Source organism: Kitasatospora sp. NPDC059571 (assembly GCF_042735675.1).
Lineage (GTDB): Bacteria > Actinomycetota > Actinomycetes > Streptomycetales > Streptomycetaceae > Kitasatospora.
This window is the reverse complement of sequence record NZ_JBHWBW010000021.1, coordinates 1-26,747: the sequence shown is the minus strand read 5'-3', so window position 1 is coordinate 26,747 and position 26,747 is coordinate 1. Positions and strand designations below refer to the sequence as shown.

General features: G+C 73.5%; 15 protein-coding genes and 2 pseudogenes. 12 read left to right on the top strand and 5 right to left on the bottom strand.

What is annotated here, in order from left to right:
* Positions 1-58: 58 nt before the first annotated feature.
* From ACFV0G_RS04830 to ACFV0G_RS04820, 3 genes are all read left to right on the top strand, one after another.
* Positions 59-982 carry an NADP-dependent oxidoreductase gene (locus ACFV0G_RS04830; protein WP_380541661.1) on the top strand — a complete coding sequence of 308 codons (924 nt, stop codon included), beginning with the start codon at positions 59-61 and terminating at the stop codon, positions 980-982.
* Positions 983-1,375: 393 nt separating this feature from the next.
* Entirely contained in the window at positions 1,376-2,167 is a 792-nt protein-coding gene (locus tag ACFV0G_RS04825; RefSeq protein ID WP_380541639.1) for a VOC family protein, read from the top strand.
* 164 nt (positions 2,168-2,331) lie between these two features.
* The gene (locus ACFV0G_RS04820; RefSeq protein ID WP_380541636.1) at positions 2,332-2,850 is read left to right on the top strand and encodes a hypothetical protein; all 519 of its coding nucleotides are present in this window, start codon (positions 2,332-2,334) and stop codon (positions 2,848-2,850) included.
* Positions 2,851-3,076: 226 nt separating this feature from the next.
* Here the strand turns inward: ACFV0G_RS04820 and ACFV0G_RS04815 are convergent, their stop codons facing one another.
* Both ACFV0G_RS04815 and ACFV0G_RS04810 read right to left on the bottom strand, forming a co-directional pair.
* Positions 3,077-4,102, bottom strand: coding sequence for an NUDIX domain-containing protein (locus tag ACFV0G_RS04815; RefSeq protein ID WP_380541633.1), 1,026 nt, complete (start codon positions 4,100-4,102; stop codon positions 3,077-3,079).
* A 148-nt stretch (positions 4,103-4,250) separates the two neighbouring features.
* A complete protein-coding gene (locus tag ACFV0G_RS04810; RefSeq protein WP_380541630.1) occupies positions 4,251-6,245 on the bottom strand; it encodes an ATP-binding cassette domain-containing protein in 1,995 nt (664 codons plus the stop codon).
* A 1,711-nt stretch (positions 6,246-7,956) separates the two neighbouring features.
* Between ACFV0G_RS04810 and ACFV0G_RS04805 the strand changes: the two genes are divergently transcribed.
* From ACFV0G_RS04805 to ACFV0G_RS04770, 8 genes are all read left to right on the top strand, one after another.
* On the top strand, positions 7,957-8,127 hold the full coding sequence (locus ACFV0G_RS04805; RefSeq protein ID WP_380541627.1) for a hydrophobic protein: 171 nt from the start codon (positions 7,957-7,959) through the stop codon (positions 8,125-8,127).
* A 283-nt stretch (positions 8,128-8,410) separates the two neighbouring features.
* Positions 8,411-9,322: an NAD-dependent protein deacetylase gene (locus ACFV0G_RS04800; protein ID WP_380541624.1), complete on the top strand. Its 912-nt coding sequence runs from the start codon at positions 8,411-8,413 to the stop codon at positions 9,320-9,322.
* Between the two features lie 287 nt (positions 9,323-9,609).
* The gene (locus ACFV0G_RS04795) at positions 9,610-10,230 is read left to right on the top strand and encodes a GNAT family N-acetyltransferase (RefSeq protein ID WP_380541621.1); all 621 of its coding nucleotides are present in this window, start codon (positions 9,610-9,612) and stop codon (positions 10,228-10,230) included.
* 78 nt (positions 10,231-10,308) lie between these two features.
* Entirely contained in the window at positions 10,309-12,717 is a 2,409-nt protein-coding gene (locus ACFV0G_RS04790; protein WP_380541619.1) for a WD40 repeat domain-containing protein, read from the top strand.
* A 271-nt stretch (positions 12,718-12,988) separates the two neighbouring features.
* The gene (locus tag ACFV0G_RS04785; protein WP_380541616.1) at positions 12,989-13,699 is read left to right on the top strand and encodes a hypothetical protein; all 711 of its coding nucleotides are present in this window, start codon (positions 12,989-12,991) and stop codon (positions 13,697-13,699) included.
* Between the two features lie 196 nt (positions 13,700-13,895).
* Positions 13,896-16,160 carry a hypothetical protein gene (locus ACFV0G_RS04780; protein WP_380541613.1) on the top strand — a complete coding sequence of 755 codons (2,265 nt, stop codon included), beginning with the start codon at positions 13,896-13,898 and terminating at the stop codon, positions 16,158-16,160.
* A 102-nt stretch (positions 16,161-16,262) separates the two neighbouring features.
* Complete coding sequence (locus ACFV0G_RS04775; protein WP_380541610.1) at positions 16,263-17,366, top strand: hypothetical protein; 1,104 nt, start codon at positions 16,263-16,265, stop codon at positions 17,364-17,366.
* 4 nt (positions 17,367-17,370) lie between these two features.
* Positions 17,371-24,516: a nucleotidyl transferase AbiEii/AbiGii toxin family protein gene (locus tag ACFV0G_RS04770; RefSeq protein ID WP_380541606.1), complete on the top strand. Its 7,146-nt coding sequence runs from the start codon at positions 17,371-17,373 to the stop codon at positions 24,514-24,516.
* Positions 24,517-24,595: 79 nt separating this feature from the next.
* Here the strand turns inward: ACFV0G_RS04770 and ACFV0G_RS04765 are convergent, their stop codons facing one another.
* The gene (locus ACFV0G_RS04765; RefSeq protein ID WP_380541603.1) at positions 24,596-25,360 is read right to left on the bottom strand and encodes a formylglycine-generating enzyme family protein; all 765 of its coding nucleotides are present in this window, start codon (positions 25,358-25,360) and stop codon (positions 24,596-24,598) included.
* Positions 25,361-25,568: 208 nt separating this feature from the next.
* Positions 25,569-25,769, bottom strand: a pseudogene (locus tag ACFV0G_RS04760) (beta-galactosidase trimerization domain-containing protein); the annotation flags it as partial.
* On the opposite strand from ACFV0G_RS04760, the pseudogene ACFV0G_RS04755 reads away from it, so the two are divergent.
* Positions 25,769-25,909, top strand: a pseudogene (locus tag ACFV0G_RS04755) (substrate-binding domain-containing protein); the annotation flags it as partial. The pseudogenes ACFV0G_RS04760 and ACFV0G_RS04755 sit on opposite strands and share 1 nt — an antisense overlap.
* 33 nt (positions 25,910-25,942) lie before the next feature.
* Here ACFV0G_RS04755 and ACFV0G_RS04750 read toward each other — a convergent pair.
* Entirely contained in the window at positions 25,943-26,725 is a 783-nt protein-coding gene (locus ACFV0G_RS04750) for an oxidoreductase (protein ID WP_380541600.1), read from the bottom strand.
* Positions 26,726-26,747: the final 22 nt, after the last annotated feature.

The window sequence follows — 26,747 nt, the reverse complement described above, 5'->3', positions numbered from 1 at the left end:
CGACCCGACCGCCGCGGGCAGGAGGACCACCATGACGAGCACATCCGAGCCCGGCACCATGCGGGCCGTTGCCTACGACCGATACGGGGGCAATGAAGTCCTCGCGGTGACCACCCTGCCCCGCCCCAAGGTCGGACCGGGCGAGATCCTGATCCGGGTGCGCAGCGCCGCGGTGAACCCCGTCGACTGGAAGGTGATGACGGGCGGACTCGACCCCCTGATGCAGACGGTCTTCCCGGTCGTCCCGGGCTGGGACGTGGCCGGCGTGGTCGAGCAGGCCGGGCTCGACACACCGGAGTTCGCCCCGGGGGACGAGGTCTACTCCTACGCCCGCCGCGACTACCTCCACGGCGGCACCTTCGCCGAACTCGTGACCGTCGCCGCCCGGGACGCCGCGCCGAAGCCCGACTCGATCGGCTGGGACGAGGCGGCCGGCCTGCCGCTCGCCGGGCTGACCGCCTACCAGACGCTCACCCGGTTGGACACCGGCCCGGACGACACCGTGCTCATCCACGGCGCGGCCGGCGGCGTGGGCACCCTCGCGGTACAGATCGCGACGGCCTTCGGCGCCCGAGTCATCGGCACCGCCTCACCCGCCAACCACGAACGGCTGCGCGCCCTCGGGGCCGAGCCGGTGGCGTACGGCGACGGGCTGGCCGAACGCGTCCGGGACCTGTCGCCGACCGGAGCCACGGTGGTCGTCGACTACGTGGGCGGGGTACTGGACGCCACGCTCGCGGTGCTCCGCGAGGGCGGCCGACACGCATCGATCGCCGACGACCGGGTGGTCGGTGCAGGCGGCCAGTGGATGTGGACACGGCCGGACGGCGCCGGGCTGCGGGCACTGGCCGCGCTGGTGGAGGCGGGCAAGCTCACTGTCCCGGTGGCGGCGGTGCTACCGCTGGAGCAGGTGGCGGAGGCCTTCGACCTCAGCCGGGCCGGACACACCCCGGGCAAGATCATCATTCGCGTGTCCTCCTGACGGGCAGCGACGCCTGCGGCGGTGGCCTCTGCGACGTCGGGCGTCGGGCGTCGGGCGGTGGGCGGTGGGTGGTTGGTTTTGCGCGCTTGGTGCTTGGTGCTTGGTGCTTGGTGCTTGGCGCTTGGCGTTCGGCCGTCGGGTCGTTGGTGTGGGGCGCTCGGTGTGGGGTCGTTGATGTTGGGCGCTCGGTGTGGGGCGGAGCGACCGGGCGGGTTGGGGTGGTCGCTCGAGGTGGGCGCTCGGCGGTGGGGCACATGTCGGTTGGGTGTGTGGGCCGAGGTGCTTGTCGTCGGGCGTGGGCTGGTGTCCCCGTCTGCCCCGGCGCGGCAGCCGGGACCGGGCACGGACCGCTGCGAGGCTGGGCCGGGGGACGATCCGAAGATGGGAGAAGACGTGATCACGACCGAATTCGTGCCGGGTTCGCCGTGCTGGGTGGACCTCGGCGCGCCGGACGTCGGGAAGGCGGTCGCCTTCTACCGTGCGGTGTTCGGCTGGGAGGCCACACCGATGGGCGAGGAAGCCGGCGACTACACCGTGTTCCGCAAGGACGGGAAGATCGTCGCGGCGGTCGGAGCCCTCACCGAGGAGGGTGCCCGGTCGGCCTGGATGATCTACTACGCCACGTCCGACGCCGAGGCTGCGGCGCAGAACGTCGAACGGGCGGGCGGCACCGTGCGCGTGGCCCCGACGGGGGGCGACGAGGGGCGGATGGCACAGTTCTCCGACCCCCTGGGCGGCCAGTTCGCCGTGTGGCAGGCCGGAACGGACCGGGGCCTGGAGGCGGTGGACGAGCCCGGCACGCTCTGCTGGACCGAGCTCTACACCTCGGACGTGGAGGCCGCCAAGAAGTTCTACGGGTCACTGTTCGGCTGGCAGACCGAGGCGATGCCGCTGCCCGGCGGCGGGGGCGACTACTGGATCATCGGCCCTGCCGGGCTGCCCAAGGAGCGGATGCACGGCGGCATGATGCAGCTGCCGACCGAGCACCTGGCCCTCAGCGCTGGCCGTCCCTACTGGCACCCGGTGTTCGCAGTCGAGGACACGGACGCGACGGTCGCCGCGGTCACCGCGAACGGCGGCAGCATCCAGATGGGGCCCGAGGACGCCCCTGGTGTCGGGCGACTTGCGCTGTGCCTCGACCCGTCCGGCGCGGACTTCGTCGTCCTGAAGCCCTCCCCGAACTGAGGCCCAACCCCGGGGTCGAGCGTGCGGGCAAGGGGCAGGGCGATGCTGGGCGCGTCGAGCCGCCGACGGGTCCTCCTATGTCGACGGCCGCAGGTATGCCTCGCCCCTTGCCCCTTGCCCCCATGCCTCTTGCCTGTGGCTTGTCGGCGAGTAATGCTGATTACATGATTACATCAGAGCGAGAAGCCCTCCGCGGCTGGTTCACCGGCCGCCTCCCCGATGGGCTGTACACCGAAGTGGTCGAGGTCACCGCGGACCGCGAGGAGATCACCGTCGTCGGTCGCATCCCCGGGCCCGAGCTCGGCACGGATGTGTCGGACGCCGAGCGCGAGGCGGCCGTCGAGGGCCGGATTGCCGAGTTCCGCGAACGGACCAGGGATGACCGGATGGCCGTCGCGCGCGAGGCCGAACGTCGCTACGGCCGCAAGGTCTCCTGGGGCGCCGAGTGCGACGGGGTCCGGGGCATGTTCACCACTGTGTCCGCGCCCGTTATGACCCGGTTGCGCCAGCCCGAGCGGCAGGTGCTCGACACCCTGGTCGAGGCGGGCGTGGCCCGCAGTCGGAGCGAGGCGCTGGCCTGGTGCGTGCGCCTGGTGCAGCGCCACTCCGACGCCTGGCTCGGCGAACTCCGTGAGTCGCTGGAACAGGTCCGACGGCTGCGAGCCCAGGGCCCCGACGCCTGATGCCTGATGGCTGACGCGTGACGTGGAGCAGGGGTCGGACCCCGGTCGGCCAGCCCGTCATCGACCTCCTCGCTTCCTCCGGCATCCCGTGCGCAGTCGGCCGTCCATCCGAGCCCGCCCTTCACGTCACCGACTGGCGGGTGCCCGCCGGCATCCTCATGGGTACTCGATACTCCCCTCCTGCTTCCTGTTTCCTACGGTTTGGGCCGCCTCACGGTGTCGTTGATCAGGCGTGTGGTGCGCTGCGTTCGAGGTGCACGATGCCGCCGCTGGCGAGGGCCTCGAATGCGGCGCTGATCCGGGTGGCCAGGAACTGGGGGAGCCGTTGCTCTGCTTCCTCGCGCTCCAACCAGTGGGCGGCACGGATCTCGCCGTCCGGGAAGACCAGGCCGTGCGCCTGTGCGGGAGTGAGTGGCTCCGCGCCGTAGACCAGACAGGTCAGGGCACGGCCGTGCTTGCCGACCGAGGCGGGTGCGGTGTCCACGACGAGGAGCCGACCGACGGGGGTGGTCAGCCCCAACTCCTCGTGGAGTTCGCGGGCTGCCGCCTGCAGGGGCGACTCGTGCGCCTCGACCATTCCACCTGGCAACTCCAGATGGTCCTTGTAGGAAGGCTCGAGCACGAGCACGCGCCCTGCGGTGTCGGTGAGCACCACCGTGGCTGCCATCATGGGGGCGGGCAGTTGTGCGTAGTGGTCGCGCGGACCCATGGGCAGCCGGTGCCCGTCCCGCAACACCGCCGTGTGCGCGCCACGTTCGGCCGCGACCGCCGCCGTCAGACGTCGAGCGACGGCCGGGGCCAGCAGCGCGAGCGCCTCGGTCTCGGGGAAGAAGGCGGCTGCTCGGATCTCGCCCTCCTGCAGGGCCAAGCCGGCCGCGTCCACCGCGCCGACGGGGCGGGCGGCGTACACCAGGGAGACGATGGTCCGGCCCCACACGGAGGCGGGGATGGTGTCCACCACCAGTAGCCGTCCGGGCTCAATGGTGAGGCCGAGCTCTTCGCGGAGTTCGCGGGTGAGCGCGTCTGTCGGCTCCTCGTCCTCCAGCATGCCGCCGGGCAGATCCCACCCGTCCTTGTAGACCGGGTCGACCAGAAGCACCCGCCCTTCCGAGTCCCGGATCAGGGCGTCTGCGCAGGCGGCCGGCGCCGCGTGCGCAGCGAGGTATCGGGCGAGCTCGCCGTCGGCCGGCTGGGGTGCGCTCTCGGCTGCGGTGTCGGCCGGGCGTTCGGAACGGGACGTGGATGTGGTCATCGGCGGACCTCCAGGGTCGGGTACTGGGTACTGGTGCGGACGCTCCGTGCGAGGGCGCTGCGGGCGGGCGCGGGAATCAGGGCCATGCGGGGGCGACTGGAAGGGATGACGCCTGGGGCGCGGATCTCGGCACTGTGTGTGGGGAGCATCACCGAATGGGCGACGCCTGCTGACGGTCCGCCGAGTCCCCCCGATACGCAGCGGCTTGGAGCTCGAACATGGTGGCGTACATCCCGCCGGCTGCCATCAGCTCTCGGTGTGTCCCGGACTCGGCGATACGGCCGCGGTCGAAGACCAGGATGAGGTCGCAATCGATTGCCGGGGCGAGGCGGTGGGACACCAGAACGGTGATGTTGTCCGGGGTGCTGTAGTCGTCCAGGACGGCCCGGAACAGGGCGTGTTCGGCGATCGGGTCCATGCTGGCGGTCGGCTCGTCCATGATGAGGACGGGGGAGTCCTGGTAGAGCCCGCGTGCGCAGGCGATCTTGGACCAGTTGCCGGCGGACAGCTCTGCGCCACCCTCGAACTGCGGGCTCAGGACGGTCGTCCAGCCGGTGTCCAGGCCCGCGATCACTTCATCCGCGCCGGAGGCCAGGACGGCCCGAAGCGCCCGATCGGGATCGCACGTGGTCACGGAGCCAGATCCGATGGAGACGTTGGCGAGCGCGGTGAGGGGCCAGTGCGCCGGGTCCTGAAGGACGAGTGCCACTCGGCCCTGCACACTCTCGGCATCGAAGGCGGCGAGCTCGGTGTCGTCCCAACGCACCGTGCCGGCAGTCGGCTCGTACAGCCCTGCCAGGATCCGGGCCATGGTCGACTTGCCGGATCCGTTGCGGCCGACGAAGGCGATCTTCTGCCCGCTTCGCAGGGTGAATTCCACACCGCGCAGGGCTTCTTTGCCATGAGGGTAGGAGAATGCCACGCCTTCGACCGAGATCTCGCGGACGGAGTCCGGCGCCGGGCGGCCGGTGGTGCGCGGGAGCTTCGTCCGGCAGGTGTCCTGGAAGTCCATCAGGTCCTGCATCCACAGACTGTTCTCGAACACCCGGTGGCAGGCCATGACCAGCCTCATCAGCGCACTCTGGCTCGCTTGGATCGCGAAGTAGGCGGCACCGCCGGCCGCCAGGGGCAGCCATCCGGCGCCGAGCATCCATGCCAGCGCGGCGTAGGTCGCGAACAGCCCGACACCGCCGAGCGCCCGGCCGACCAGGGCTGCCCTGGCCTGCCCGGCACCGAGCTCGACCTCCTCGCGGGCGATCGCGCCGGCCAGCACCTGGTGTTCGGCGAGCAGGGCGTGCTGCGCTGTGGACGTCCGCAGCTCTGCCGCAGTCTCCCGCTCGAACAGCACCCAGGAGAAGTGAAGGATCCGCCGTCGCAGACTGCTCTGGCGCACCGCCGAGAGGTAGCCCCGACGGATGGAGTAGACCGACGCCGCGCTCTTGGGCAGCACCGCCGCCAGCAGCAGGAGCAGCAGAAGAGGGTGCAGCACCCCGAGCACGCCCGCCGCACCCGCCAGCGCGAGCAGTGCCGAGACCAACTCGACAACGGCCTCCACGCTCTCCTCGGCGTAGTGCAGACCCCGGTCGTACGCCCGACGGACATCGTCCGCCCAGCCGGGATCGTCCACGGCGTCCAGTGTCACGTGCCCCGTGAGGGCCAGGAGTTGCGCCTCCAGCGCCTGGCGGACTCGCGGACCGAGGCGTGCCTGCCAGTGTGCGATGCCGGCGTCCATCAGGCTGCGCAGGAGCAGTAGTGCGGCAACGACTCCGAGAGCGGGTGCGGCAGCACGGATGCGCTCTGCGCCGGCGCCATCGGCGAAGACCTTCTGCAGGACGCCGACCGAGGCGAACAGACCGCAGGAGGCCAGCACGGCGGAGACGACCTGCAGGACGGCGACGCTGACGGCGGCGGGAGCGTCGGCCCGCCACGCCGTGCCCCACACCTGCCGAACGATCGCGGGCAGGCTCCGCAGAATGGTCAACATGCCGGTGCGCGAGGCGGCGCCGTCGTAGGTCTCCCAGAAGCCCTGGCTGACGTGACGGCCCAGGTCGCCGTCGACGGGCGCGGCGGGCGCGGTGGCGGGCGGGGGGCCGAGACCGGCGCGAGGAGCCGGTACTGCGGCGGGGGCGATGCGGTCGGTCATCGGTGCTCCGTGAGGCACGTCGGAGGTGGATCGGGGGCCAAGAGGCCTACGGGCCGGCCGCATGGAGGCGGCTGCCGCAGCCGCGAGGTCCGGCAGGCGTGCTGCTCGGTCTGAGGACAAGTCATCTGTTCGGCGCTCCTCGGGTGGATGTCTGAGGTCGGCGATTCACCGTAGGACGGTCTCTGACGTCACGACGAGGTCTTTTCGGCGGCACCACTCGATCTGGTGATCCATGGAACGGCGCGGTCCCCAGGGATCCTCTTCGAGTTGTCGGCAATGCATCCGGCCCAGGTCAGATGCGGTGTCGACGGCCCATGGAAGGGGTGCTGCCGTCCCTGGCAGGCCTGGGCAGCGGGCTCGGGCTCGGGCTCGCGTCGATTTCACCGGATTGGACGGTGCACAGTGAAGGGAGCGTCTGCGGTGTATTCGAGGCAACGGATGTCCAGACGGGCGCACGGCCCGCTCGGAAGGCACAAGGTAACTCGCTCGAGACACGCGGCCTCCCGGGAGATCTGCCGGTTCGTCACCTGGTTCGGCGGGACTGCCGAGTTCTGCCCGGCCGTGGGGTCCCCGGGGCGGGCGGGGCAAGGAAGGCGTCGATGATCCCGGTCATCGAGGAAGTAGTTGACCGGCGCGGGCCCGTCGACGCGCGGGTGGCTCGCGTGGCCCAGGCAGCCCACCCATCGGCGGCACGGGGCGGGTGCCGTGGGCCGCCCCGCCGGCGACTACGCGGAGAACTGTCGGGCACGGTCCGGCCGATATCGCGCTTCTCCTCGGGCCGGCTCGCGCGGGTGAGTGGTCACGACGATTCGAGAGGCGTGGGGCGACGCCATCGAAGTGTTCGAGATCGACTCGGCACGGCGGCGCCCTGGGCATCCCGGCGGGTGCGCATTCAGCGATCACCGTGGACCACGTGAACCGTGACGTGACGGGTACCCCACGGTTGGCGCGCGGGAGCAGGCGGTCGGTCCTATAGGCGACTACCTGGCACAGGGAGTGTGACCCCGGGAGGGCGAGCCGCACGCTCACTCGCCCAGCGTGGCTCCGGCCCGCCCTGGAGCTCTGGCCAATGGCCGAAACCGCTCGCGGATGGATTCGGCCACCGCTCGCGGACGGGTCCCACCCTCATGGGTAGCTCCGGTGGGCAGGCGGGCCCACAGCGCGCTGCGCCTTGGGCCGTTTGGGTGATCGTCGTGCTACGGGATGTTGCGCCGACCATCCTGTCTGGCGCCCGAGCGGGTCGGCGTGCACGGGCTCCGCAGTCCACCTGGAGCGGTGTACGCGCCGACCCGCGGCTGGGGACGGAACAGCGCGGCCGGGCTCAGGACGTACGCGATCCGTCCGCGCCTGACGGGCCGGGACCGCACTGCCGGGGAATACGGGGCGGCCACGGAGGCAGGGTGGACGGCCGGAACGACATGCTGGCAGGAATCGGGGAGGACAGCTGGCGGATCACGCGGGGCTCCTTCGGCGTGCAGCCCCCGAACGGTGCGGTCGCACCGGGCTGCGGTCCGACTGTGCACTGGCGCGGCCGAAACCGCCCGTTCGCACCAGCCGACGGGCGCCGCGCCCCGGCGCCCACAGGGCGGCCCTCCGAGGGCGGTCCTCCGGCGGACGCCTGCCCCGCCGTGACGCGGAAATTCCCCCGCATGCTCGGCCGGTCGCCGGGCAGTCGCAGCGTTGTCCGACCCCCTGAACGAGGAGATCATCCATGCTGCCTGTCGTCCTTGTCCTGCTGCTCGCCCTGCTTCTCTTCGGTCTCGGCTTCGCGCTCAAGGCCCTGTGGTGGATCGCGGTCATCGTGCTGGTGGTCTGGCTGATCGGCTTCGTGGCACGCGGGACGAACGCCGCCGGCACTCGTGGCCGCTGGTATCGCTGGTGAGGTGCACCATCCGCCTTCACCGACGCCGGCCGGGGCACCAGAACCGGCCGGCGTCGCCCCCGGCACCGGCACCAGCACCAGCACACTCACCCGTCCCACCTGGCGGCCGGCACGCCCGGCCGGTGGTACCTGGCGGTAGGGGAGTAACTCGCCGCCCGCGGTCCAGGGCCTGCACCTTTCGACAGCGGACCGACCAGGGATCCCGGCGGCCCGGGCTGTCCCATCCCGCCCCCGATCCGGTAGGTCCCGTCCGCCGGCTCTCTGCCGGCTCTATGCTTCTGGCATGCGTATACGTCCGATGCTCGACGGGCCCGGGGAGGGTGGCGCATTTCCGGAGGCCGGTGACCTGGCGGACGTCGAACACCTGCTGACCGGCAGGGGTGTCCTTGTGCTCAGCGGTGCGGGGCTCTCCACCGAGTCGGGTATCCCGGACTACCGGGGTGCCAACGGGACGCTGCGCCGCCGCGCACCGATGACCTACCAGGAGTTCGTGTCGAGCGAGGAGGGACGCCGCCGCTACTGGGCACGCAGCCACGTCGGCTGGCGTTCGATCGCTCGGGCCCGGCCCAACGCCGGCCACAGGGCCGTCGAGGCACTGCGCCGGTCCGGTCACATCGACGGCGTGATCACCCAGAACGTGGACGGGTTGCATCGAGCGGCCGGCACGGACGAGGCCGTGGAGTTGCACGGTGGGCTTGACCGGGTGCTCTGCCTGGAGTGCCGTCGGATCAGCCCGCGCGCGGAGCTCGAACACCGCCTGCACGCACTGAACGGGGAGTTCGAGGAGGCGGGTAGTCGGATCAACCCGGACGGCGACGTCGAGCTGCCGGACGAGTTGGTCCGCGCCTTCCGGATCGCTCCGTGCCAGGTCTGTGGCGGGATCCTGAAGCCGGACGTGGTGTTCTTCGGCGAGAACGTCCCGGTGCCCCGGGTCAGGCGCTGTTTCGACCTGGTCGATGCAGCGCGGGCGCTCCTGGTGCTGGGTTCGTCCCTGACGGTCATGTCGGGGCTGCGCTTCGTCCGGCACGCGGCCCGCTCCGGCAAACCCGTTGCGATCCTGAACCAGGGGGCGACCCGCGGCGACGCCCAGGCGACAATCCGGCTCTCCCTCCCGCTCGGCACCGCACTGACCTCACTGGCCGACAGCCTTGCCGTCTCGCTCGAGACGTCCGAGTCCACACGGCAGGACGGGTGACCGGGCGCCTGAGCCGCAACGCCGATCATCCCTACGCTCGCCCTTCCGCCCCTGCCCTTCCGCCCCTGCCCCTCACCCCTGCCCCTCTGCTCCAGCCCCTCACCCCTGCCACGCCAGGCCCGCGCCACAGCCGATCGGCGAGCCGCCACCCCCGCCGATCGGCGGCAGTTACCCCCGCCGATGGACGGTATTCACGTGGTCGTCCAAGGTTGTTCACCCCGTCGAACGGGGGATAGATCCCGGTTCTGGCAAAATAATCTGATGATCGGATGGCAAGGTGGGGAGGGTTGGCGTTGCGTCGCCTGAGCTCACTCCCCGTACCGGAGCTGACCGACGGCACGGTGGTGCTCCGCCGCCCGGTGGCTGCGGACGCGGCCACCGTCCTCGCAGGCACCCGTGACCCGTTGGTCCGCGAATTCATGCAAGGCGTGATCCCCCATCAGGACCTGTCCGCTGCCGAACGATGGTTGGCGGATGTGCCTTCCGGGCTGTGGGCGGCGGACCGTGCGGCGTATTTCTCGGTGGCCAAGCCGGTGACTTCTGCCCCGGGGTCTCCGTCGTCTGCGGCGGTCTCGGCGACCTATGGGCCCGCCGTCGGCTGGGCCGAGCTGGTCGACCTCCGCCCCGAGGAGGGGGCCGCCGAAGCGGCGATCTGGCTGCTTCCGGAGGCGCGCAGCCTCAGGACCGCCGCATCGGCGCTGCGGCTGCTCTGCCGCTTCGGCTTCGAGCAGCTGGGGCTGGGCCGGATTGACGCGTACGCTGCGGCAGATAACATGCCTGTTCAGGTGGTTGGTGCGTCCATCGGGTTCCGGCGTGCCGGTTTCCGTCCCGGGCTGTTCCGCAGTTCGCGGACCCATGCGCTGCACGACGCCGTACACGCCACGCTGCTGCCTGAGGACCTGTGCTGACGCAAGGTCCGTGAACACGGGGGTGTTCCGTACGGCACGCACGACGACGGGGTGGCCCGTCAAAGAGGGAGGACCCTGATGTCGGGGGGAGCGGGTTTTCCGTCCGCAGGGACGGTATCTGACGATCGGCCCGGAGTCCTGCGGTTCGCCGCGGGCGACTCCGGCACGGCCGAGGGCCGGGTCGAGCTGGTGATCGAGGCGACCGGAGCCCTGCGCGTCGAGCGCAGCGCCGCCGGCCATCGTGCACGGCGGAATGGGCGGATCGACCAGGCCCTGCTGGCCAGGGTGTTGAACGCGCTCGGCCAGGCGGCACCCGGCCGGGCGCCGCTCACCGACGACACATCAAGCTCGTCCGACACATCGAGCTCGTCCGCCACATCCGGGGGGTCCGACGCGTCCGACACATCGAACTCGTCCGACACATCCAACGCGCCCGGCGCAGCCCGCGCAGGAGGAGCCGCCGATGCGGGTGGTAGGCCGACCCGTCGCCTGACTGCGTCCGGGCTGTTCCCCGGCGGTGACGCCGCCTGGGACGACGCCGCGGGCTTCCCCGTCCCCGGCGTCGGCCAAGCGCTGGAGATCCTCGCGGCCCAGGCCGTCGACCCGGCAGCCGCCGGGAGGCTGCCTGCCGCCCTCGTGCAGCTCGACCAGCCGGCGCCCGACAGCGGCGCGGACGAGGTGCCCGGGTCGCGGCCGGCCGCAGCGGTCGGCACCGTCGGCGGCCGCCCGGCCTACGCGCTCGCCCGGCCCGGTGAGGGCTTCGGGCTGACCGGACTCGCGGACTCCGCAGCGCTCGGCGGGTCCGACACGGACTCCGGGGTGCTGCCCACGGCGGTGGCGCTCGGCTCGGCGGAAGGCCGCGAGCTCTTCGCCGTCGGCGGTGAGGACGGCGCGGTCCAGGTCTGGGACGCCGTCAGCGGCCGACTGCTGCATGGCACGTCCGGCGGTGAGGGCGCCCAGGTGGTGACCGCGGCGTCCATCCAGGGGGTGCCGCTGGCCTTCTCTGCCGGGTGCGAGGGCGAGGTACGGGCCTGGCACACCGAGGACGGCCGCAGCCTCGGCCTGCTGCCGGTCGGCGGCCGCGGCGCCGCCGCACTGTGCCATGCCCGCTGTGCCGACCTCGACCTGCTGGCCGCGGGTGGCGCCGATGGTGTCGTCCGGGTCTGGGACGCCGCCACTGGTGAGCAGTTGCACCTGTTGGTCGGGCACACCGACCGGGTGACCGCCCTCGCCGTGCTGGTCCTGGGCAACCAGGCCCTGCTGGCCTCGGCCGGTGCGGACGGCGCGATCAGGCTCTGGGATCTCGCCACAGGGCAGCCGGTCTCCGTGCTCCACGGCCACTCCGCGTCGGTCACCGGCCTGGCCTTCCTCCACCCCGAGGGTGGCGATCCGCAGCTCGCCTCGTGTGCGCTCGACGGGACGCTCCGCCTCTGGGACGTGTACACCGGGACGGCCGTGCACGGCTGGCCGACCGGGCAGGGCTGGCTGACCTCGCTGGCCGAGGTGCGGATCGGCGGGCGTTCGGCGCTGGCCGCCGGTGACGAGCACGGCGCCGTGGTGCTGTGGGACCCGGCGACCTTCGCCCGGGTCGGCGAGCTGGCGCCCGCCGGGGGCGGCTACCCGGTCAATGCCGTGGTGGCCGTTGAGCAGGCGGGCCGGCTGCAGCTGGCGGCCGGGTACGGCGATGGCACGGTCCGCCTCTGGGATCTTCTCGACCGGCGCGAGACGTGGACGGCCGCCCCTGACGGCGGTCCGGTGACCTCCCTCGCCTGCTGTCCGCTGGAGGGTGGCGCCGCGCTCGTCTGCGGCACGGCCGCAGGCGCCGTCCGCTCTTTTGACGTGCGGTCCGTGGAAGCGCTCTCAATCCCCACCCCCCACACGGGGCCGGTTTCGGGGCTGGCCTTCTGCCCGCCTGCCGAGGACGCACCGGCCGCGCTGGTCTCCGCGGGGGCGGACGGCACGGTGCGGGTGCGCGACGCCCTCGGCGGTGCGCCGTTGGTCCGCTTCACCGCCGATCCCCGTGGCGTTACCGCGCTCGCGGCGGGCCTGGTGGCCGGGCGCCAGTCGGTCGCCACGGGCGGTCCGGACGGGCAGGTCCGGCTCTGGGGCGCCGCCGACGGTCGGTGCGAGCTCGAACTGGACGGCGTGGCCGGACCGGTCGAGGTGCTCGCCCTCGCGCTGCTCGGCGAACGCGAGGTGCTCGCGGCCGGCGGCGCCGACGGTGCTCTGCGCCTGTGGGACGCCCGCGACGGCAGCGAGGTCGGCGCCTTCGCCGGCGGCGGCGCACCGGCGCGCAGCCTCACGCTGCAGGACCTCGACGGCGAGGCCCTGTTGGCGTGCGGCGACCAGGAGGCCACGCTCCGGCTCTGGCACGTGGCGAGCGGCGCGCTGCTGAACGAGGCCGCGGTCGACCGGGTGCCGCTCGCGATCGCGTTCGGCGACACCGGCCTGTACGTGGTCGGCCCGGACGGCGCGACCACGCTCTGAGCATGGATTCAACGGGGATCCCACGCGGGTCGCATGCGGAATCCGACGTAGTGCCTCGGGCGGAGCCGTCGTCCGGGGGCGTTCTCCGGGGCCGTCGTTCGGATCCGTCCGGAGCCGATGGTCCGCATCGTTCGACCGGCCGGAAGCCCGGCCGGGACATCGTCCGGCAGCGCGGCCGGCACGTCGGCCGGCAGTTCGGCCGGTGCACCGTCCGGCTGTGCGGCCGGCACACACAGGCGCGAGCCTGGCGGAAATGGGGTGGGCAGACATCATGAGCGGTACGTCCTTCCGGATCGACCTCGACGAGGTCGAGGCCGCGGCCAAGGCCATCCGGGCCATGCTCGACGACCTGGAGGCGCCGGCGGCCCGGCTGGAGGCGGTGATCAAGCAGATCAAGCCGACGGCCTACGGCACCGAGGCCGTCGGCCGGTCGTTGACCGGCGGCAGTTCATCGGTCGGCGGGCTTCCCGAGCACCAGGAGCAGGTCTTCGCCGGGGTCCGCGCCTATCTGCAGAACTCCGCGCAGATGGCAGCCAACCTGGAGCTGATGGTGCAGCGCTACCGGGAGACCGAGGAGGCCCAGACGGCCGAGCTGTCCCGGTTGAACGGCGGCCGCGGCGGCGACGGACCGGGTGCGGTCGCCACACCGGTGACCGTCACTGCGCCGCTCACCGCGGTCGACGGCACGCGTGTCTCGCCGGTGTCGACCCCGCTCACCGCGGTCGACGGCACCCGGGTCAGCCAGGTGTCGGCCCCGCTCACGGCGGTCGACGGAACGCCCGCCGCGCCGCTCGTCGAGGAGACCCGGCCGACCGTGCAGGTCCAGCCGGTCTCCGCACCCGTCACGCTGCCGCCGGTCCACACACCGGAGCCGGCCTTCCACAACCCGGATGCGCCGGACCTCGCCTACAACGAGCGGAACACGGATCCCGACCGGGAGCCGCGTCCGATGCCCGGCGGCGGCCGCAACCAGCTCATCTGAGGCTGCGGTCGGCGCAGTTCGGAGCGGTCCCGGAGCCACACCGGGATACCGGGGCCGCGCCGAACGGTCCATTCTGATGGTTATTCATATGATGTATCGTCAAATTCTGAACTAAACGAGTCCCGGCGGGGCAGCCCCCGCCGGTTCCGGTCACCCCGTCCCAGGCCAGCCGGCCAGCCCAAGAGAGCGACTCGTCATGATCGAGCTGCCGTCCGACCTCGCCGAAGTGCTGAAGGTCGTCCAGAGCAACGAACACGGTTCCGGGATCCTCTTCCCGAACGCCAACGAGGACCTGCTGTCCGAACTCGCCGCAGCCTGGGAGGCGTGGAACGCCGCCGCCGAGCCCGCGGTCCGCACCATCGTCGCCAGCGCGAACCGCGCCATGGCCAACATGTCCGGTGCGGCCGCCGAGAGCTTCGAGGGCTACCTGCGCAAGTACGCGGGCAGCGACCAGTCCCACGCGGCGACCACCCTGGACGCCGGTGCGGCGATGGCCCAGTCCTTGCGCGGTGCCCAGCAGGCCGTCACCCAGACCAAGTCCGAGATGGTCCGCGAGCTCCAGTACGCCAAGGAGTACATGGAGCAGAACCCGGCCGGCAAGCACGATGACATCGCCCAGTCCGAGGGCATCAAGACGGCCGCGGACACCTACAACACCTATGTGGGCCAGGTCGGTTCGAGCATTGACACGATGCTGCGGCAGTCCGCCGGGCACGTCGAGCGGATGACCGGAGCCGGGCAGGTGGCCCGGCTGGGCGGCTCCGGCGGCAGCGGTACGTCCACCACCAGCGCCGGCGGGCCCAGCGCGGTGCTCGACCCGTCCAGCCTGCGTCATCCGAACGCCACCGGCCTCGACTCGTTGCCGGCCGGCGCCGTGCTGCCGGGGGCGGACGCCGGTCCGCTCTCCGCACAGTTCGATCCGAGCGCGGGCGGCGTGCCGTCCGGCGCGCCCGGGGCGGGCGGCTTCGGGGGTGGCGTCCCGGACGGCGGCGCCGGCGGTGGCGGCGGTGCGGGCGGTGGCGCCGGCGCGTGCCGGCCGCAGCTCGGCGCGCTGCAGCCCTGCCAGCCGCCCGCCCCCGCGGCGGTCAGGCGGGGGGTGGGGGGTGGCGGTGGGCGCGAGTGCGGCGGGGGGGCCCCCGGATTCTCGCCCGACAACGCCCCGCGCCTCGGCCTGGCCGGCCTGTCGGACCTACCGGGGTTCACCGGCGGTGCCGGTGGCAGCGGTGGCGGCGGCACGGGCACGATCACCCCGTGGTCCCCGCCGGCACCCAGCACCGGAGGGCTGTCCGGCGGCCTCGGCGGCGGCTCGTTCGGCGGTCTCCCGTTCGGCGGGCTGGGCGGGCTCGGCGGCGGTGCCGCGGGCACGGGACGCTCGACCACCGGCGCCTTCAAGCCGTCGGGACTCGGTGGCGGCGGTGCCGCCGGCGCCCGCGGCCTCGGCGGCGGCATGCCGATGGGCGGCGCGGCCCCGCGCGGCCTCGGCGGAGCCGGCGGTGCCTCGGGACGCGGGCTCACCACGCGGGCGGGCCTCGGCGCTGCCGGCGCGGCGGAGGGCGGAATGCGGTCCGGCAGCGGCCTGGGACAGGGCTCCGGAGCCGGGGCCGGCCGAGGCGGGACGGGCGCGACCGGTACCGCCGGGGCCCGTGCCACCGGCGCGGGCGGCATGGCCGGCGCCCATGGGCCCGGCGGGATGGGTGGCGGCGGTCGGGGCGGCGACAAGCGCAGCGGCAACCGCTTCGTCCGGCCGACCCGCTTCGGCGCCGCCGGACCGGAGGACGAGGACGACGCCCTGCTGACCGACTCCGGCATCACCGGGCAGGCCGCTCAGCGCGAGGACGGCGACCGCCGGTGGGAGCGCATGCGCCGCAGGTGGCTCGACGCCGCCCGGACGGAGGGCGCCGGCGCCCCCGCCGCAGGCGCCGAGCAGGCCGCGGAGACGCCCGCGGACCAGAACACCCTGCTGACCCAGCTCACCACCGCTCTGCTCGGCCCGGACGCGGGAGCCGACGGGGCCGCAGCCCTGGCGGGCCTCGGTGGCGACGCCACTGACACTCCGTCCACCGACCCGGGGGCCGATTCCGGTACGGGCTCCGCCTCGGCCGGCGGCACCGGCTCCGGCCCGGATGCCCGGGCCGAGCGGTCGGGCACCTCGCACGCCGGGGCGGAGAACGGCTCCGCGGAGGGCGGTGCGAGGGACGGCGGCACCTCCGCGGGCGGCTCGCCGGACGAGGACTACCTCGACCGGGCCAGGTCCGCCGCGGCCCGCCGCGGCCGCCCGGACGCGGATGCCCCCGCCGCAGCTGCCGGCGGCGAAGCCGCGAAGCCGGCCCCGCTCAGGGAGGAGGGCGGCTACCAGGTTCCGAGTCCGTTCCTGCGCGCTGCCCTGGCCCGCCTCGCCACCTCCGGAGGCCTCGAAGGCTCCGATGCGGCCCCCGCCCGGACGCCGGGGGCCGGGTCGTGACCTCACGCACCGCCCGGCGTCCCCACCACCCCGCGCCGCCCGTCGGCCCGCACCGCCCCGCTCCCGTGAGCGGGCGCCCGAACAGCCCGAAGTGGAAGTGCCATGGATGAGCAGACAGGCGCAGAGCAGGCTCACGCCGTGCTGCGCGACACGACGGTGACCGCCCGTCCGGCGGAGTTCGACGCGGTCGCCGCGGAACCCCTGGCGCGGTTGGAACCGATGGAGGTCGGGGTCGCGGCGGAGCCCTTGGCGCGACTGGAACCGATGGAGGTCGCGGAGCCCTTGGCGCGACTGGAACCGATGGAGGTCGCGGAGCCCTTGGCGCGGCTGGAGCCGATGCAGGTCGCGGAACCCATGGCGCGGCTGGAGCCCACCGAGGCCGCGGAGCCGCTCGCACGCCTGCGGCCGATGGAGGCCGCGGAGCCGCTGGCACGCCTGCGGCCGATGGAGGCCGAGCCGGTGGTGTCGATGGATCGGGTGGCGCAGGCCGAGCCGACGTTGACGACGGCCCGGACGGCGGAGGCCGAGCCGGTGCACTCGACGGCCCGGACGGCGGAACTGCGCCCGATGGAAGGGACGGTGGCGGCGGAGCCCGACATGCTCCTCCAGCGGACGGCGACGGACGGGGTGCCGGCCGAGGCGCGGACCGTGCCGCTCGCGGCCGGCCGGGCGGCAGCCACGCCGGCGGCACAGGACGCCCAGGTCAAGCGGCTCGCTCCCACGGCACAGTCCTCCAGCTCGTCGGGCGGCGGCTCGGCCGGCAGCGGGTTCCAGGTGGATCCGGAGCAGTACCGGGCCGCGGTCAGCCCGGTACTGGCCGCGGCCGACCAGCTCAGCCAGCTCGTCACCGGTCTCACCGCCTTCCTCGAGCACACCCAGTCGACGGCGCCGTGGGGCAACGACGAGTCCGGCAAGAAGTTCGCCGAGGGCGAGAAGGGCTACCTCAAGTACAGCGCCGACACGCTCAAGGGACTCAAGAGCATGCCGGACGAGGTCAAGTACATCGCGGACGGACTCAAGGCGATGGCGGAGAACTACCGGGCGGCCGAGGAGGGGAACACCTCGGCGTTCCAGGGCGGCGACGGCTCCGACGGCGTCTCCGTGCCCCAGACGGGTTCGTACAGCGCGCCCGTCGACGTCCTGCCACCGAGCGCCGCACTGCGGAACATCGCGCAGTCCGCCCCGTCCACCTACCGAAGGGCCTGATCCGATGGCGGTCGAGCTGCCCGAGCCCCTGCAGTGGGTGCTCCTCCTCCTTGCCGGCACCCGCTGGCCCGAGGCCGACGAGGACATGCTCCGCGACATGGCGGAGCGGTGGCGCGAGGGCGCCAAGACTCTGGAGGACGCGGAGAAGTCCGCCGACTCCGCGCTGAAGCGCGCCCTTGACGGCCAACGCGGCGTCGCCGCGGAGGCGTTGGCCGCGCACTGGGCCCAGTTCACGACGGGCAAGGGGACGGAGCAGGACCCGGGCTTCTTCCCCGGCCTCGTCCAGGCCTGCAACGGCATGGGCGACATGCTGGAGGCGATGGCCAACTCCGCGGAGACCGCGAAGATCCAGATCATCGCCCAACTGGGCATCCTGGCCTTCGAGATCGCCACCGCCGAGGCGGAGGCCCCGTTCACCGCGGGCGTCTCCCTGGCCGAGATCCCGGCCTTCGTCGGCGTCAGCCGCACGGTCGTCCAGCAGATCCTCAAGCAACTCCTCAAGGAGACACTGGAGTTCGCGGCCAAGCAGGCCGCGCAGATGGCCGCGATCAATGTCCTGGCCCAGGGCATCGAGGTGATGCAGGGCCACCGCAAGAGCATCGACATGAAGGAGGTCGGGCAGAACGCCCTCGGCGGCGCCGTGGCCGGCGCCAGCGGCCACCTCATCGGCAAGGGGCTCAGCGGCGCCGGATCCAAGCTCGGGCTCAGCAGCGTCATGGAGACGACGGCCGGCCGCATGGCACACGGCGCCGCCACCGGCGTCGGCGCGGACGTCTCCACCCAGCTCATCACCACCGGCCACGTCGACGGCAACAGCCTGCTCGGCTCCGGCCTGAGCGGTGGCGCCGCGGTCGGCCTGCACACCGGCGCGGCGGCGGTGAAGAGCCACTTCAACGGTCCGCCCACGATCCCGACCACGCACGGCGGAGCGTCGGGAGCCGGGAGTGGCACATCGGCCGGCACGGCGACCCCGGGCGGGGCCGGCCACGGCGAGGGTTCCGGGACCCCGGTCTTCTCCAAGCCCGACTCGGCGTCATCGAGTTACCGCGGCCCGGCCGGCGAGGGCGCCGGCGACAGCGGCTCCCACGGCCTGCCCGGTGGCACCGGCTTCTCGGGCCCGACCGGCGGAGCCGGCAGCGGTGGCACCCACGAGAGCGGCAGCCACGAGAGCGGTACCGGTCTGACGGGTGCGGGCTCCTTCGCCTCCTCGGGCTCCGCCTCGGCCGGCACGCCGCACGGCGGGACCGCGGGAACGGACCACGCAGAGAGCGCGCCCGCACCCTCGTCGTCCTCCGCCACCCGCGGACTCGTCCCCTTCGGCTCCGACCGTCCGGCACCCACGGCTACCGACCACACCCCGGCTGCCGAGCACGTACCGGTCGCCGAGCACGCACCGGTCACCGACCATGCGCCCGCTGCCGAGCACGCACCGGCCGCGGCGACGCCGCTCCGTACCGACGGCGCGGAGTCGGTGCCGCGTTCGGCCGACCCGGCACCCACTGCCGAGCGCCCGGTACCCGCAACCGAGCGCCCGGCCGCGGCGCCGACCCACGAGTCGCCCGTTTCGGCCCACGAGGCTGCCGCACCCGTGCGCGAGACTCCCGTACAGGCTCACGAGAGCGCCGTGCCCGTGCACGAGAGCCCGGTCACGCCCCGCGAGGCGTCGGTCCCGGCGCACGAGGCTGCCGCACCCGTGCGCGAGACCCCGGTACAGGCTCACGAGAGCGCCGTGCCCGTGCACGAGGCTCCCGCTCCGAGCCACGAGACCCCTGCACCGGCCCACGCGAGTGCCGCACCGGCCCACGAGAGCGGGGCGCCCGTTCACCAGGACGGCGCGGACCGCTCGTCGCAGGTGCCCTCGCACGAGGGTGCGGCGTCGATCCCGCGGCCGTCCGCACCTGCTGACCGGATCGCGACCCCGGAGCGGGCCGACGGCGTGTCGGCACCTGCTGCGGTACACGCGGCACCCGCCGCCGGGCACACGGCGGGCAGTGCCCCGTCGGCGCACGTCGCGGCCGGTGGTGACCGCAGCTCCGCCCCGATCACGGAGCCGGACGCCGTCCCGACGGAGGGGACGAGCCGGCTCGACGGCGCCGGGCTGCCCGCGGGGCTCTCCGTGCCGACCACGCGCCCGAACTCCGCAGAACAGCACACCTCCCGGCCCGCCGACTCCACGCCGCCCCCGCCGCCGACCACCACGGACCCGGCAGCGCAGAACCAGGTCCCCGGGGCTGTCCCCGGGGCGGTGCCCGTGCAGGGCGTGGGCGGAGTGCCGCACGCCGCCCCGCAGTCCGCCCCGCGCCCCACGGCGGGGAACGGTCCCGGCACCCCCGCGCCGCACCCGGCGGGCGGCGGTCTCGGACCGGTCAGGCCCGGGAACGGCAACGGGAAGGGGAACGGCAACGGCCCGGCTTCGCACAGCGGCGGCCAGGGCCTCAACCGCCCGCTGCGCGCGCAGGACGCCGAGACGATCCACCGCACCGAACAGGACGCCCGGCGTGCCGAGCTCGACGCGTTGCGGCAGCGGAACGAGGGCGGTGTCGGCCGTGCCGCCGATCAGCTCGGTCGCCAGCAGCGCTTCGGCTCGGTCCGGCCGCCGGAGGCCGACCAGCTGATTCGCGACGTTCCGCACATGACTCCCGAGGAGCGGATCGGGACGCTGGGCGGGCTGAAGCCGGAGTACCGACGCTGGCTGGCCAAGGACCCGGCGTTCGTGGACGCGCTCCACAAGGAGCTGACGCCTGGCGAGTTCGCGCGGACCGCGGCGAACCTGATGGTCGACGTGGACCCGCGCGCGAGCCGGCCGGCCTCGGCCCGCGCGGAGGCCCGGGCGCAGGCCGCCCGGATGCTCCAGGACCCGGACGTGGCAGCCGCGCTGCTGAAGAGCGGCGCCGGCATGGTGGTGGTCCCCAAGGACGTCTCGATGACGGACGTCAGCGCCTTCCACGACATGAAGGGCACCACGGCCGGCGGTGCGTCCGGCGGCGGCCGCGGCTGGGACGACGTGCGCGGTTCCGGCGGCCGCCGGGCCGCCGTGACCGAGGAGAACCTGCTCGGCGAGGACACCTCGGTCGGCAACGCGCCGCACTACCACGACGGTTACTCCACGACCACGCACGAGTTCGCGCACACCATTCACCAGAACGGCCTGTCCCAGACCGACAAGAACACGATCACCGACAGCTACCAGAAGAAGGTCGCCGACCCCAACGCGACCTGGACCGACGGCCCGCGCCACGACACGCACGGCAACCCGGTCGACAACTACGGCTCCCGGGACGAGCTGGAGTACTTCGCCCAGGTGAGCAACGCCTATCTCGGGACCAACCACGGCACCGACCCGCACACCGGTCAGCCGCGCAACAACGGCCCCGAGTGGGTCCGGGCCAACGAGCCCGACCTCCTCCCGCTGCTGGAACGGCTCTACGGACCGGACCCGACGGCCGTCCACCACGATCCGGCGAACCCGGTGACGGCCACCCGTGCCGACAACGAGATGTACGACGGCTTCCGGGAGTTCATGGAGCACGTCGACCCGCAGACGCCCGCACCGCACACGCCCGCCGCCGGTGCGCCCGCCCCGGCGCATCCGGCCACGACCCCGCACCCGGGCTCCACCGCGCCGGGGCACGTGGCGCCCCCGCCGGCCGTGCACACGGAGCGCTCCGAGCCCGGCCACACGCCGCCGCCCCCGCCGCAGCACACTGACACCAGCACCAGCAGCGGCAACCATGCCGGCACGCACGCGAACACGCACACCGACACGCATCCCTCCGACGGGTCCTCGCACGCGCCGGCCCAGGAGCACGTCCCGGCGTCCGAGCACGTCCCGGCGTCCGAGCACGTCGCGCCGTCCGAGCACTCCACGGCCCCGGGCAACGAGAACCCGCACCGCATACCGGAGGGCATGACCGAGGACCAGACCGTGGAGTCGGAGTTCCGGCTCGGCACGGCCGCGCTGCTGGAGCAGACCGTTCTCGAACGGCTCTCGCAGAGCGGCCTCCACCTGCCCGAGGGCGCACTGGTGCTGGGCGGCGGCGGTGGTGTGGCCGCGGTCCAGCTGCACCGTCCGGTGCAGGACCTCGACATGCGGCTCACCTTCGACGGCGACGCGGCCGGGCGGTCCAACGAGGTGCTCCACTTCCTCGCGGACGAGGTGCTCACCGACGGGCACGTCGTGCCCGGCCGCCGCGACACCTCGACCACCGTCAACGGGCGCTTCGGCGGCCTGGACGTCAGCATCACGCTCGCACCGGTGCACCCGCAGGAGCACCAGATGCACGTGGTGGTGAACGGCGAGACGCACAACGGCGAGACCGTCCCGCTCAAGGTGGTCGCCAGCGAGGACCTGCTCGGTGACAAGATCGCCGCGCTCGCCATGCGCAAGCAGGACGCCAAGGTCGATGTGGCGATGCTGCGCGAGAAGCGCCTGCGCGATGCCACCGACGTACTCACCCTCTACTCCAAGCTCGAACCGGGGGCGCTCGACCGGCTCCGCACCGACCGCGACTCGCTCAGGCCGGCGATCGGCAAGCTGGCCGATGTCGTCGCCGAGGTCGCCAAGCACTCGGGCGACCGCCTGACGCCGGAGCAGCTGCGGACGCTCGGCGAGATCTCCACGGGTCTGGGCAGCGAGCCGACCGCGCGACCGGCCAAGGCGTCGAAGCCGAAGCCGACGGAGGCGGAGATCGCCGCCCTCAAGGCGCAGAAGGAGGCCAACAAGCGCGCCAAGGCCTCCCGGACGGCACCTCCGCAGGACCCGTCCACCACTACCGCATCGACCTCGGCCACCACCTCGACGTCGAACGGTCACACGGGCGACCGAACCGGGGCGCCGCCCCCGCCGCCGGCACCCACCACGGTGCGGCCCGACGGCGGGACCGGACCGGTGCCGCGCGGCCTCGACACCCGGTCGGGCTCCGAGGTGCCGCCGCCGCCCCCGCCGCCGGCCTTCCGGACCGGCCCGGTGGCCCGCGGCGGCCACACGCCGCCGCCCCCGCCCGCACCGGTCGTGACGAACGGGCACAGCGCCTCCGGCACCGGCCACACCGGCACGCCCGCAGCGCCCACCAACACGCCCACCGGCCATCCCCTCGGCGTGCCGCCGCAGCACCCGGCTCCCGATGCGGCGGTGCACGCCTCGCCGGACACCCAGATGCACGACGGCACCGGGCAGCCGTACACCGGCATCCCCACCGACCACACGCCGATGGACGTCGACACGCCGCCCACGTCCGCCCCGGCGGCCACCGCGCCCGCCCCGGCGGCCCAGCCCGCGCGCCGGACGCTGGCGGTCTCCGTGCTCACCGCGACCACCGGCAACCCGCACGGGCCGCTCCGCGGCGAGGAGGTGTTCCTGACCGACGTGACGCCCTCCAACGACCGGCCGATGACCAGGTTCGGTTCGGAGCAGCGCTCGCACACCGTGCCCTGGGCGCTCACCCGGCGGGCCGCGGGCGGGCTGGCCGGCCGGTCCGCCGAGTCGGTGTGGCGCGAACTCAAGTCCGACGTGGCGGAGTTCCGGGACTATCCGCCGGAGCCCAAGGGCGCGGCGCAGCGCGACTTCCCGATGGTCCAGCGGCGGTGGGACGACATCGTGCGCCGGCTCGACGCGCTGCCCGACGAGCCGCCGGCCAACCAGTCGCTGGCCGAGTGGCACCGCAACATCGGCGACCTCGTGTCGGGGTACATCGAGATCTCCCAGCTGACCTCGTTCGCGTCCTTCGCGGACGGCCGGGCGGTCGGCCACGGCGAGGCGGACATGCTCGACCGGATCGGCGAGTTCGAGCGGGGCAAGGGGCCGGAGCCGCGGACGGAGGAGGTCGTCGGCACCCTGCTGGACATCAAGGACAGCAGCTCGCTGGCCGACCGCGACGTGAAGGCCGCGAAGGAGCACCTGATCCGCAGTCTGTACCGGGCCTATCCGGACTACATGACCCACGACCGGCGCGAGGAGATCCGGTCGATGCTGGAGCTGGAGAACCCGGTCACGGTGGGCGAACGCGGATCGCCGCCGCGCGACCTGAAGGGGTTCACCCGGTACCCGCTCAAGTCGGAGCTGGTCTCCGACCTCTCGCTCGACCCGCACGACAGCTCGCGGATCGGCCGGATCATGCTCAGTGAGCAGTCCCGGCCGGACACCCAGTTCGGCGCCGGCCAGTACTCCCATGCGGCATCGTGGTCGCTGATGAGGGCCTCGCTGCTCTCCTTCGAGGGGAAGGGGCACCACGAGCTGGCGACCTGGCTCGGCGGGCGGTTCGACGACATGCACGCCCTCGAGCACCTCGATCCGGAGACGAGGGCCGCGGTCGACCACGCCCGCCAGGAGCTCCCCCTGCTGGACTCCTACCCGCCGCACGAGCGGGCGGCCCGGACGGGCGACCTTGTCCGGGTGTTCGTCAGCGCGCACCAGAAGCTGCCGCACACCACGTTCGTCGACAACCTCCAGCTCGGCCGGGCCACGGCCAGTGGGGAGTTGGACCTGGGACTGCTCGGCACCGACCGCCACCACCAGGTCGTGGCGAGCCACTTCGACGGGGCTGCGCCGTTCAACACCCGTGGGGAGACGCTGGAGCGCTCGTACCGGAGCTGGCAGACCATGGCGGAGACGCTCGGCCCGGTCGGTCCCGAGGCCGTCGGGGAGCTGGCGGGGCGGTCCTTCACCCCGAAGAACCTGGAACAGCTCGCCGCTGCCGGCCGGCTGAACCCGATGAGTCCGTCGACGGCCAAGCGGTACCTGGAGGGCGTCGGGGCGTGGGACCGGGCGATCACCGAGGTCTTCCCGGAGCACGGGCCGGACGCGGTGGCCACCGCCTGGGCGAACGTCCGGGAGGAGTTCACCCTCGACCGTTTCGGCAGCCCGTCCGACCGGCAGGAGCGGGAGCGGCTGGAGGGCTGGTTCGAGCAGGTCCGGCAGGCGGAGCGGCCGAGTGACGCGGAGCCCGCGCTGGCGGCACTGGCCAGGTTCTACGAGATCCGGGGGAACGAGCACCGGCGGACGAGGGACTCGCGCGCGCTGCGCGAGGCCCAGGACGCGGCCGGCCTGGTGCTGGGCCGGGTCACCCGCAAGCGGCAGGCCGAGGAGACCGCCGAACTCGCCGGGCGCGTGAAGCGGATGGCCATCGAGGAGACGCCGGACGAGGACATGTGACGGTCCGCAGCACAACGGCGGCGCCCCCCGGCGAAAAAACCCCGAGGCGCCGCCGGTGCGGGGCCGGGCCGGTGCCGGATCAGGCCGGTGCGGAGCGCGCGACCCGGAACCCGACGTCGTCGATCCGAAGCGTCGGGTGGCTACGGCGCCGTACCGAGGCCCGGCAGCTCCAGTGCTCGTCGAACCAGCCGCCGCCCCGCAGCACCCGGTAACTGCCGTAGACCTCGGCGTCGTAGACGTCCCAGCACCACTCCCACACGTTGCCGAGCATGTCGTGCAGGCCCCACGGGTTGGGCCGCCGGCCGCCCACCGGACGGCTCCGCTCCCCGGAGTTGCCGCGGTGCCAGGCGATCTCGTCGAGCGGTCCGTACCGCGGCCCACCCGTGCCGGCCCGACAGGCGTGCTCCCACTCCGCCTCGGTCGGCAGCCGGTACCCGTCGGAGGCCCGGTCCCACTCGACGTCCCCGGCACCGGCGTCGGCACCGGCACCCGCCCCCGCGGGCCGGATGCGGTAGGCGGGCACCAGCCCCTCGCGCAGGGAGAGGGCGTTGCAGAAGGCCACCGCCTCCCGCCACGACACCTCGGCCACGGGCCGGAGTTCGCCGTCGGCCCCGCTCGACCGGGCATCTGCCCCGCTCGGCCGGGCGTCGGCCCCGCTCGCACTGCCGTCGGCGCCACCCGGCCGGTCGCCGGTGACCGCGTTCCACTGCCGCCGGGTGACCGGGAAGGCGGCCAGCCGGAAGGGCGCCACCCCGACCGTCCAGGTTCGCTGCGTCCGGCGGTCCGACAGAGCCACCCGGCCCGGTGGGACGGTGATCATCTCGTTCCCCGTGATTACGTCCATCGGTGGACGATCATATGGGCTCACCGTACGAGCGAGCCTGACGGTACATCAGTTGTGAGGCTCCGCGACCCACGGTCGGCGATGGACCACCCGGACGGATCCGGCCGGGAGGTCCGGCGCGCCCGACACCGGTGTGCCGGCGAGGAGTTCGGTGGCGGAACCGGGCAGCGGGATCCGGGTGCCGATCGGGGTGTGGGCCGGGGCGGCCGCCGTCGAGCCGGACGCGCCCGTCCTGCCGCAGCGGCGCGAACTCCTCGACGGTGAGGCCGACGTCGCGCAGCGCGCCCGGGTGGGGGCCGGGGTGGACGGTGTCGTTGGCGTCGACGATGCCGGAGAAGTACGACACGGCCAGGGTGCCGCCCTGTTCGACGTAGTGGCGGAGGTTCCGGCCGGTGGCCTCGGCGGCCAGCCCGCCCGCCGCTGACCACCGTCCGCCGGCCCTGGGACCGGATCAGCAGCGAGATGGCCCGGCTGCTGCTCGCCCAGATCGCCGGGGAGGACCGGCCGACCGTGATCCTCCCGACCGAGCCGGTGGTCCGCGGATCGGCCCGACCCGGGGGAGCGGCGGCCGCCCCGCGGACCTCAGAGGGTGGGGACGAGGCCGCCGTCGATGACGAAATCACTGCCCGTCACATTGGCCGCCCGGTCGCTGGCGAGCAGCAGCACCAGCTCGGCGACCTCCTGCGGCAGGGTGAAGCGGCCGGTCGCGGACTGCGCGACGGCCGTCCGGGCGACGTCCTCCGGCTGCCCGCCGGCGGCCTTCGCGACCGTCGCGGCGACGCCGTCGTCACCGAGCCACAGCGGCGTCGACACCGGCCCGGGGCTGACCGTGTTGACGCGGACCCCGTGCGGGCCGACCTCCTTGGACAGCGCCTTGCAGAAGTTGGTCAGCGCCGCCTTCGCCGAGCAGTAGTCGATGATCGTGGGGTCGGGCAGGAAGGCGTTCACCGAGCTGACGGTGACGATCGAGGCGGCGCCGCGGTCCAGCAGGTACGGCAGGGCGGCCCGGGTGGTCCGCACCGCCGCCAGGAAGTTGATCGTCAGCCCCCAGATCCAGTCGTCGTCGGTGACCGACAGGAAGCCGTTCAGTCGGGGCGCCACCGCGCCCACGTTGTTGACCAGGATGTCCAGGCCGCCGAACCGGGCGACCGTCTCCTCGATCGCTGCGGCGGGCCCGTCCGCCGTGGTGAGGTCGGCCGACACCGGGTGGACCCGGTCCGCCAGGCCGGCCGGGGCGCCGGTGTGGCTGCGGGCGACCGCCGCCACGTGCACGCCCTCGGCGGCCAGTGCCTGGGTCACGGCGGGCCCGATGCCCTTGCTCGCGCCGGTGACCACGGCGACCTTGCCCGAAAGGTTGAGGTCCATCGACCACTCCTCAGATCGGCGG

Coding starts and splice junctions, on each gene's coding strand:
- ACFV0G_RS04750 (WP_380541600.1), bottom strand. CDS start 26,725: ATGGACCTCAACCTTTCGGGCAAGGTCGCCGTGGTCACCGGCGCGAGC.
- ACFV0G_RS04775 (WP_380541610.1), top strand. CDS start 16,263: ATGGATGAGCAGACAGGCGCAGAGCAGGCTCACGCCGTGCTGCGCGAC.
- ACFV0G_RS04805 (WP_380541627.1), top strand. CDS start 7,957: ATGCTGCCTGTCGTCCTTGTCCTGCTGCTCGCCCTGCTTCTCTTCGGT.
- ACFV0G_RS04830 (WP_380541661.1), top strand. CDS start 59: ATGCGGGCCGTTGCCTACGACCGATACGGGGGCAATGAAGTCCTCGCG.
- ACFV0G_RS04770 (WP_380541606.1), top strand. CDS start 17,371: ATGGCGGTCGAGCTGCCCGAGCCCCTGCAGTGGGTGCTCCTCCTCCTT.
- ACFV0G_RS04820 (WP_380541636.1), top strand. CDS start 2,332: ATGATTACATCAGAGCGAGAAGCCCTCCGCGGCTGGTTCACCGGCCGC.
- ACFV0G_RS04810 (WP_380541630.1), bottom strand. CDS start 6,245: ATGACCGACCGCATCGCCCCCGCCGCAGTACCGGCTCCTCGCGCCGGT.
- ACFV0G_RS04800 (WP_380541624.1), top strand. CDS start 8,411: ATGCGTATACGTCCGATGCTCGACGGGCCCGGGGAGGGTGGCGCATTT.
- ACFV0G_RS04790 (WP_380541619.1), top strand. CDS start 10,309: ATGTCGGGGGGAGCGGGTTTTCCGTCCGCAGGGACGGTATCTGACGAT.
- ACFV0G_RS04780 (WP_380541613.1), top strand. CDS start 13,896: ATGATCGAGCTGCCGTCCGACCTCGCCGAAGTGCTGAAGGTCGTCCAG.
- ACFV0G_RS04765 (WP_380541603.1), bottom strand. CDS start 25,360: ATGGACGTAATCACGGGGAACGAGATGATCACCGTCCCACCGGGCCGG.
- ACFV0G_RS04785 (WP_380541616.1), top strand. CDS start 12,989: ATGAGCGGTACGTCCTTCCGGATCGACCTCGACGAGGTCGAGGCCGCG.
- ACFV0G_RS04815 (WP_380541633.1), bottom strand. CDS start 4,102: ATGACCACATCCACGTCCCGTTCCGAACGCCCGGCCGACACCGCAGCC.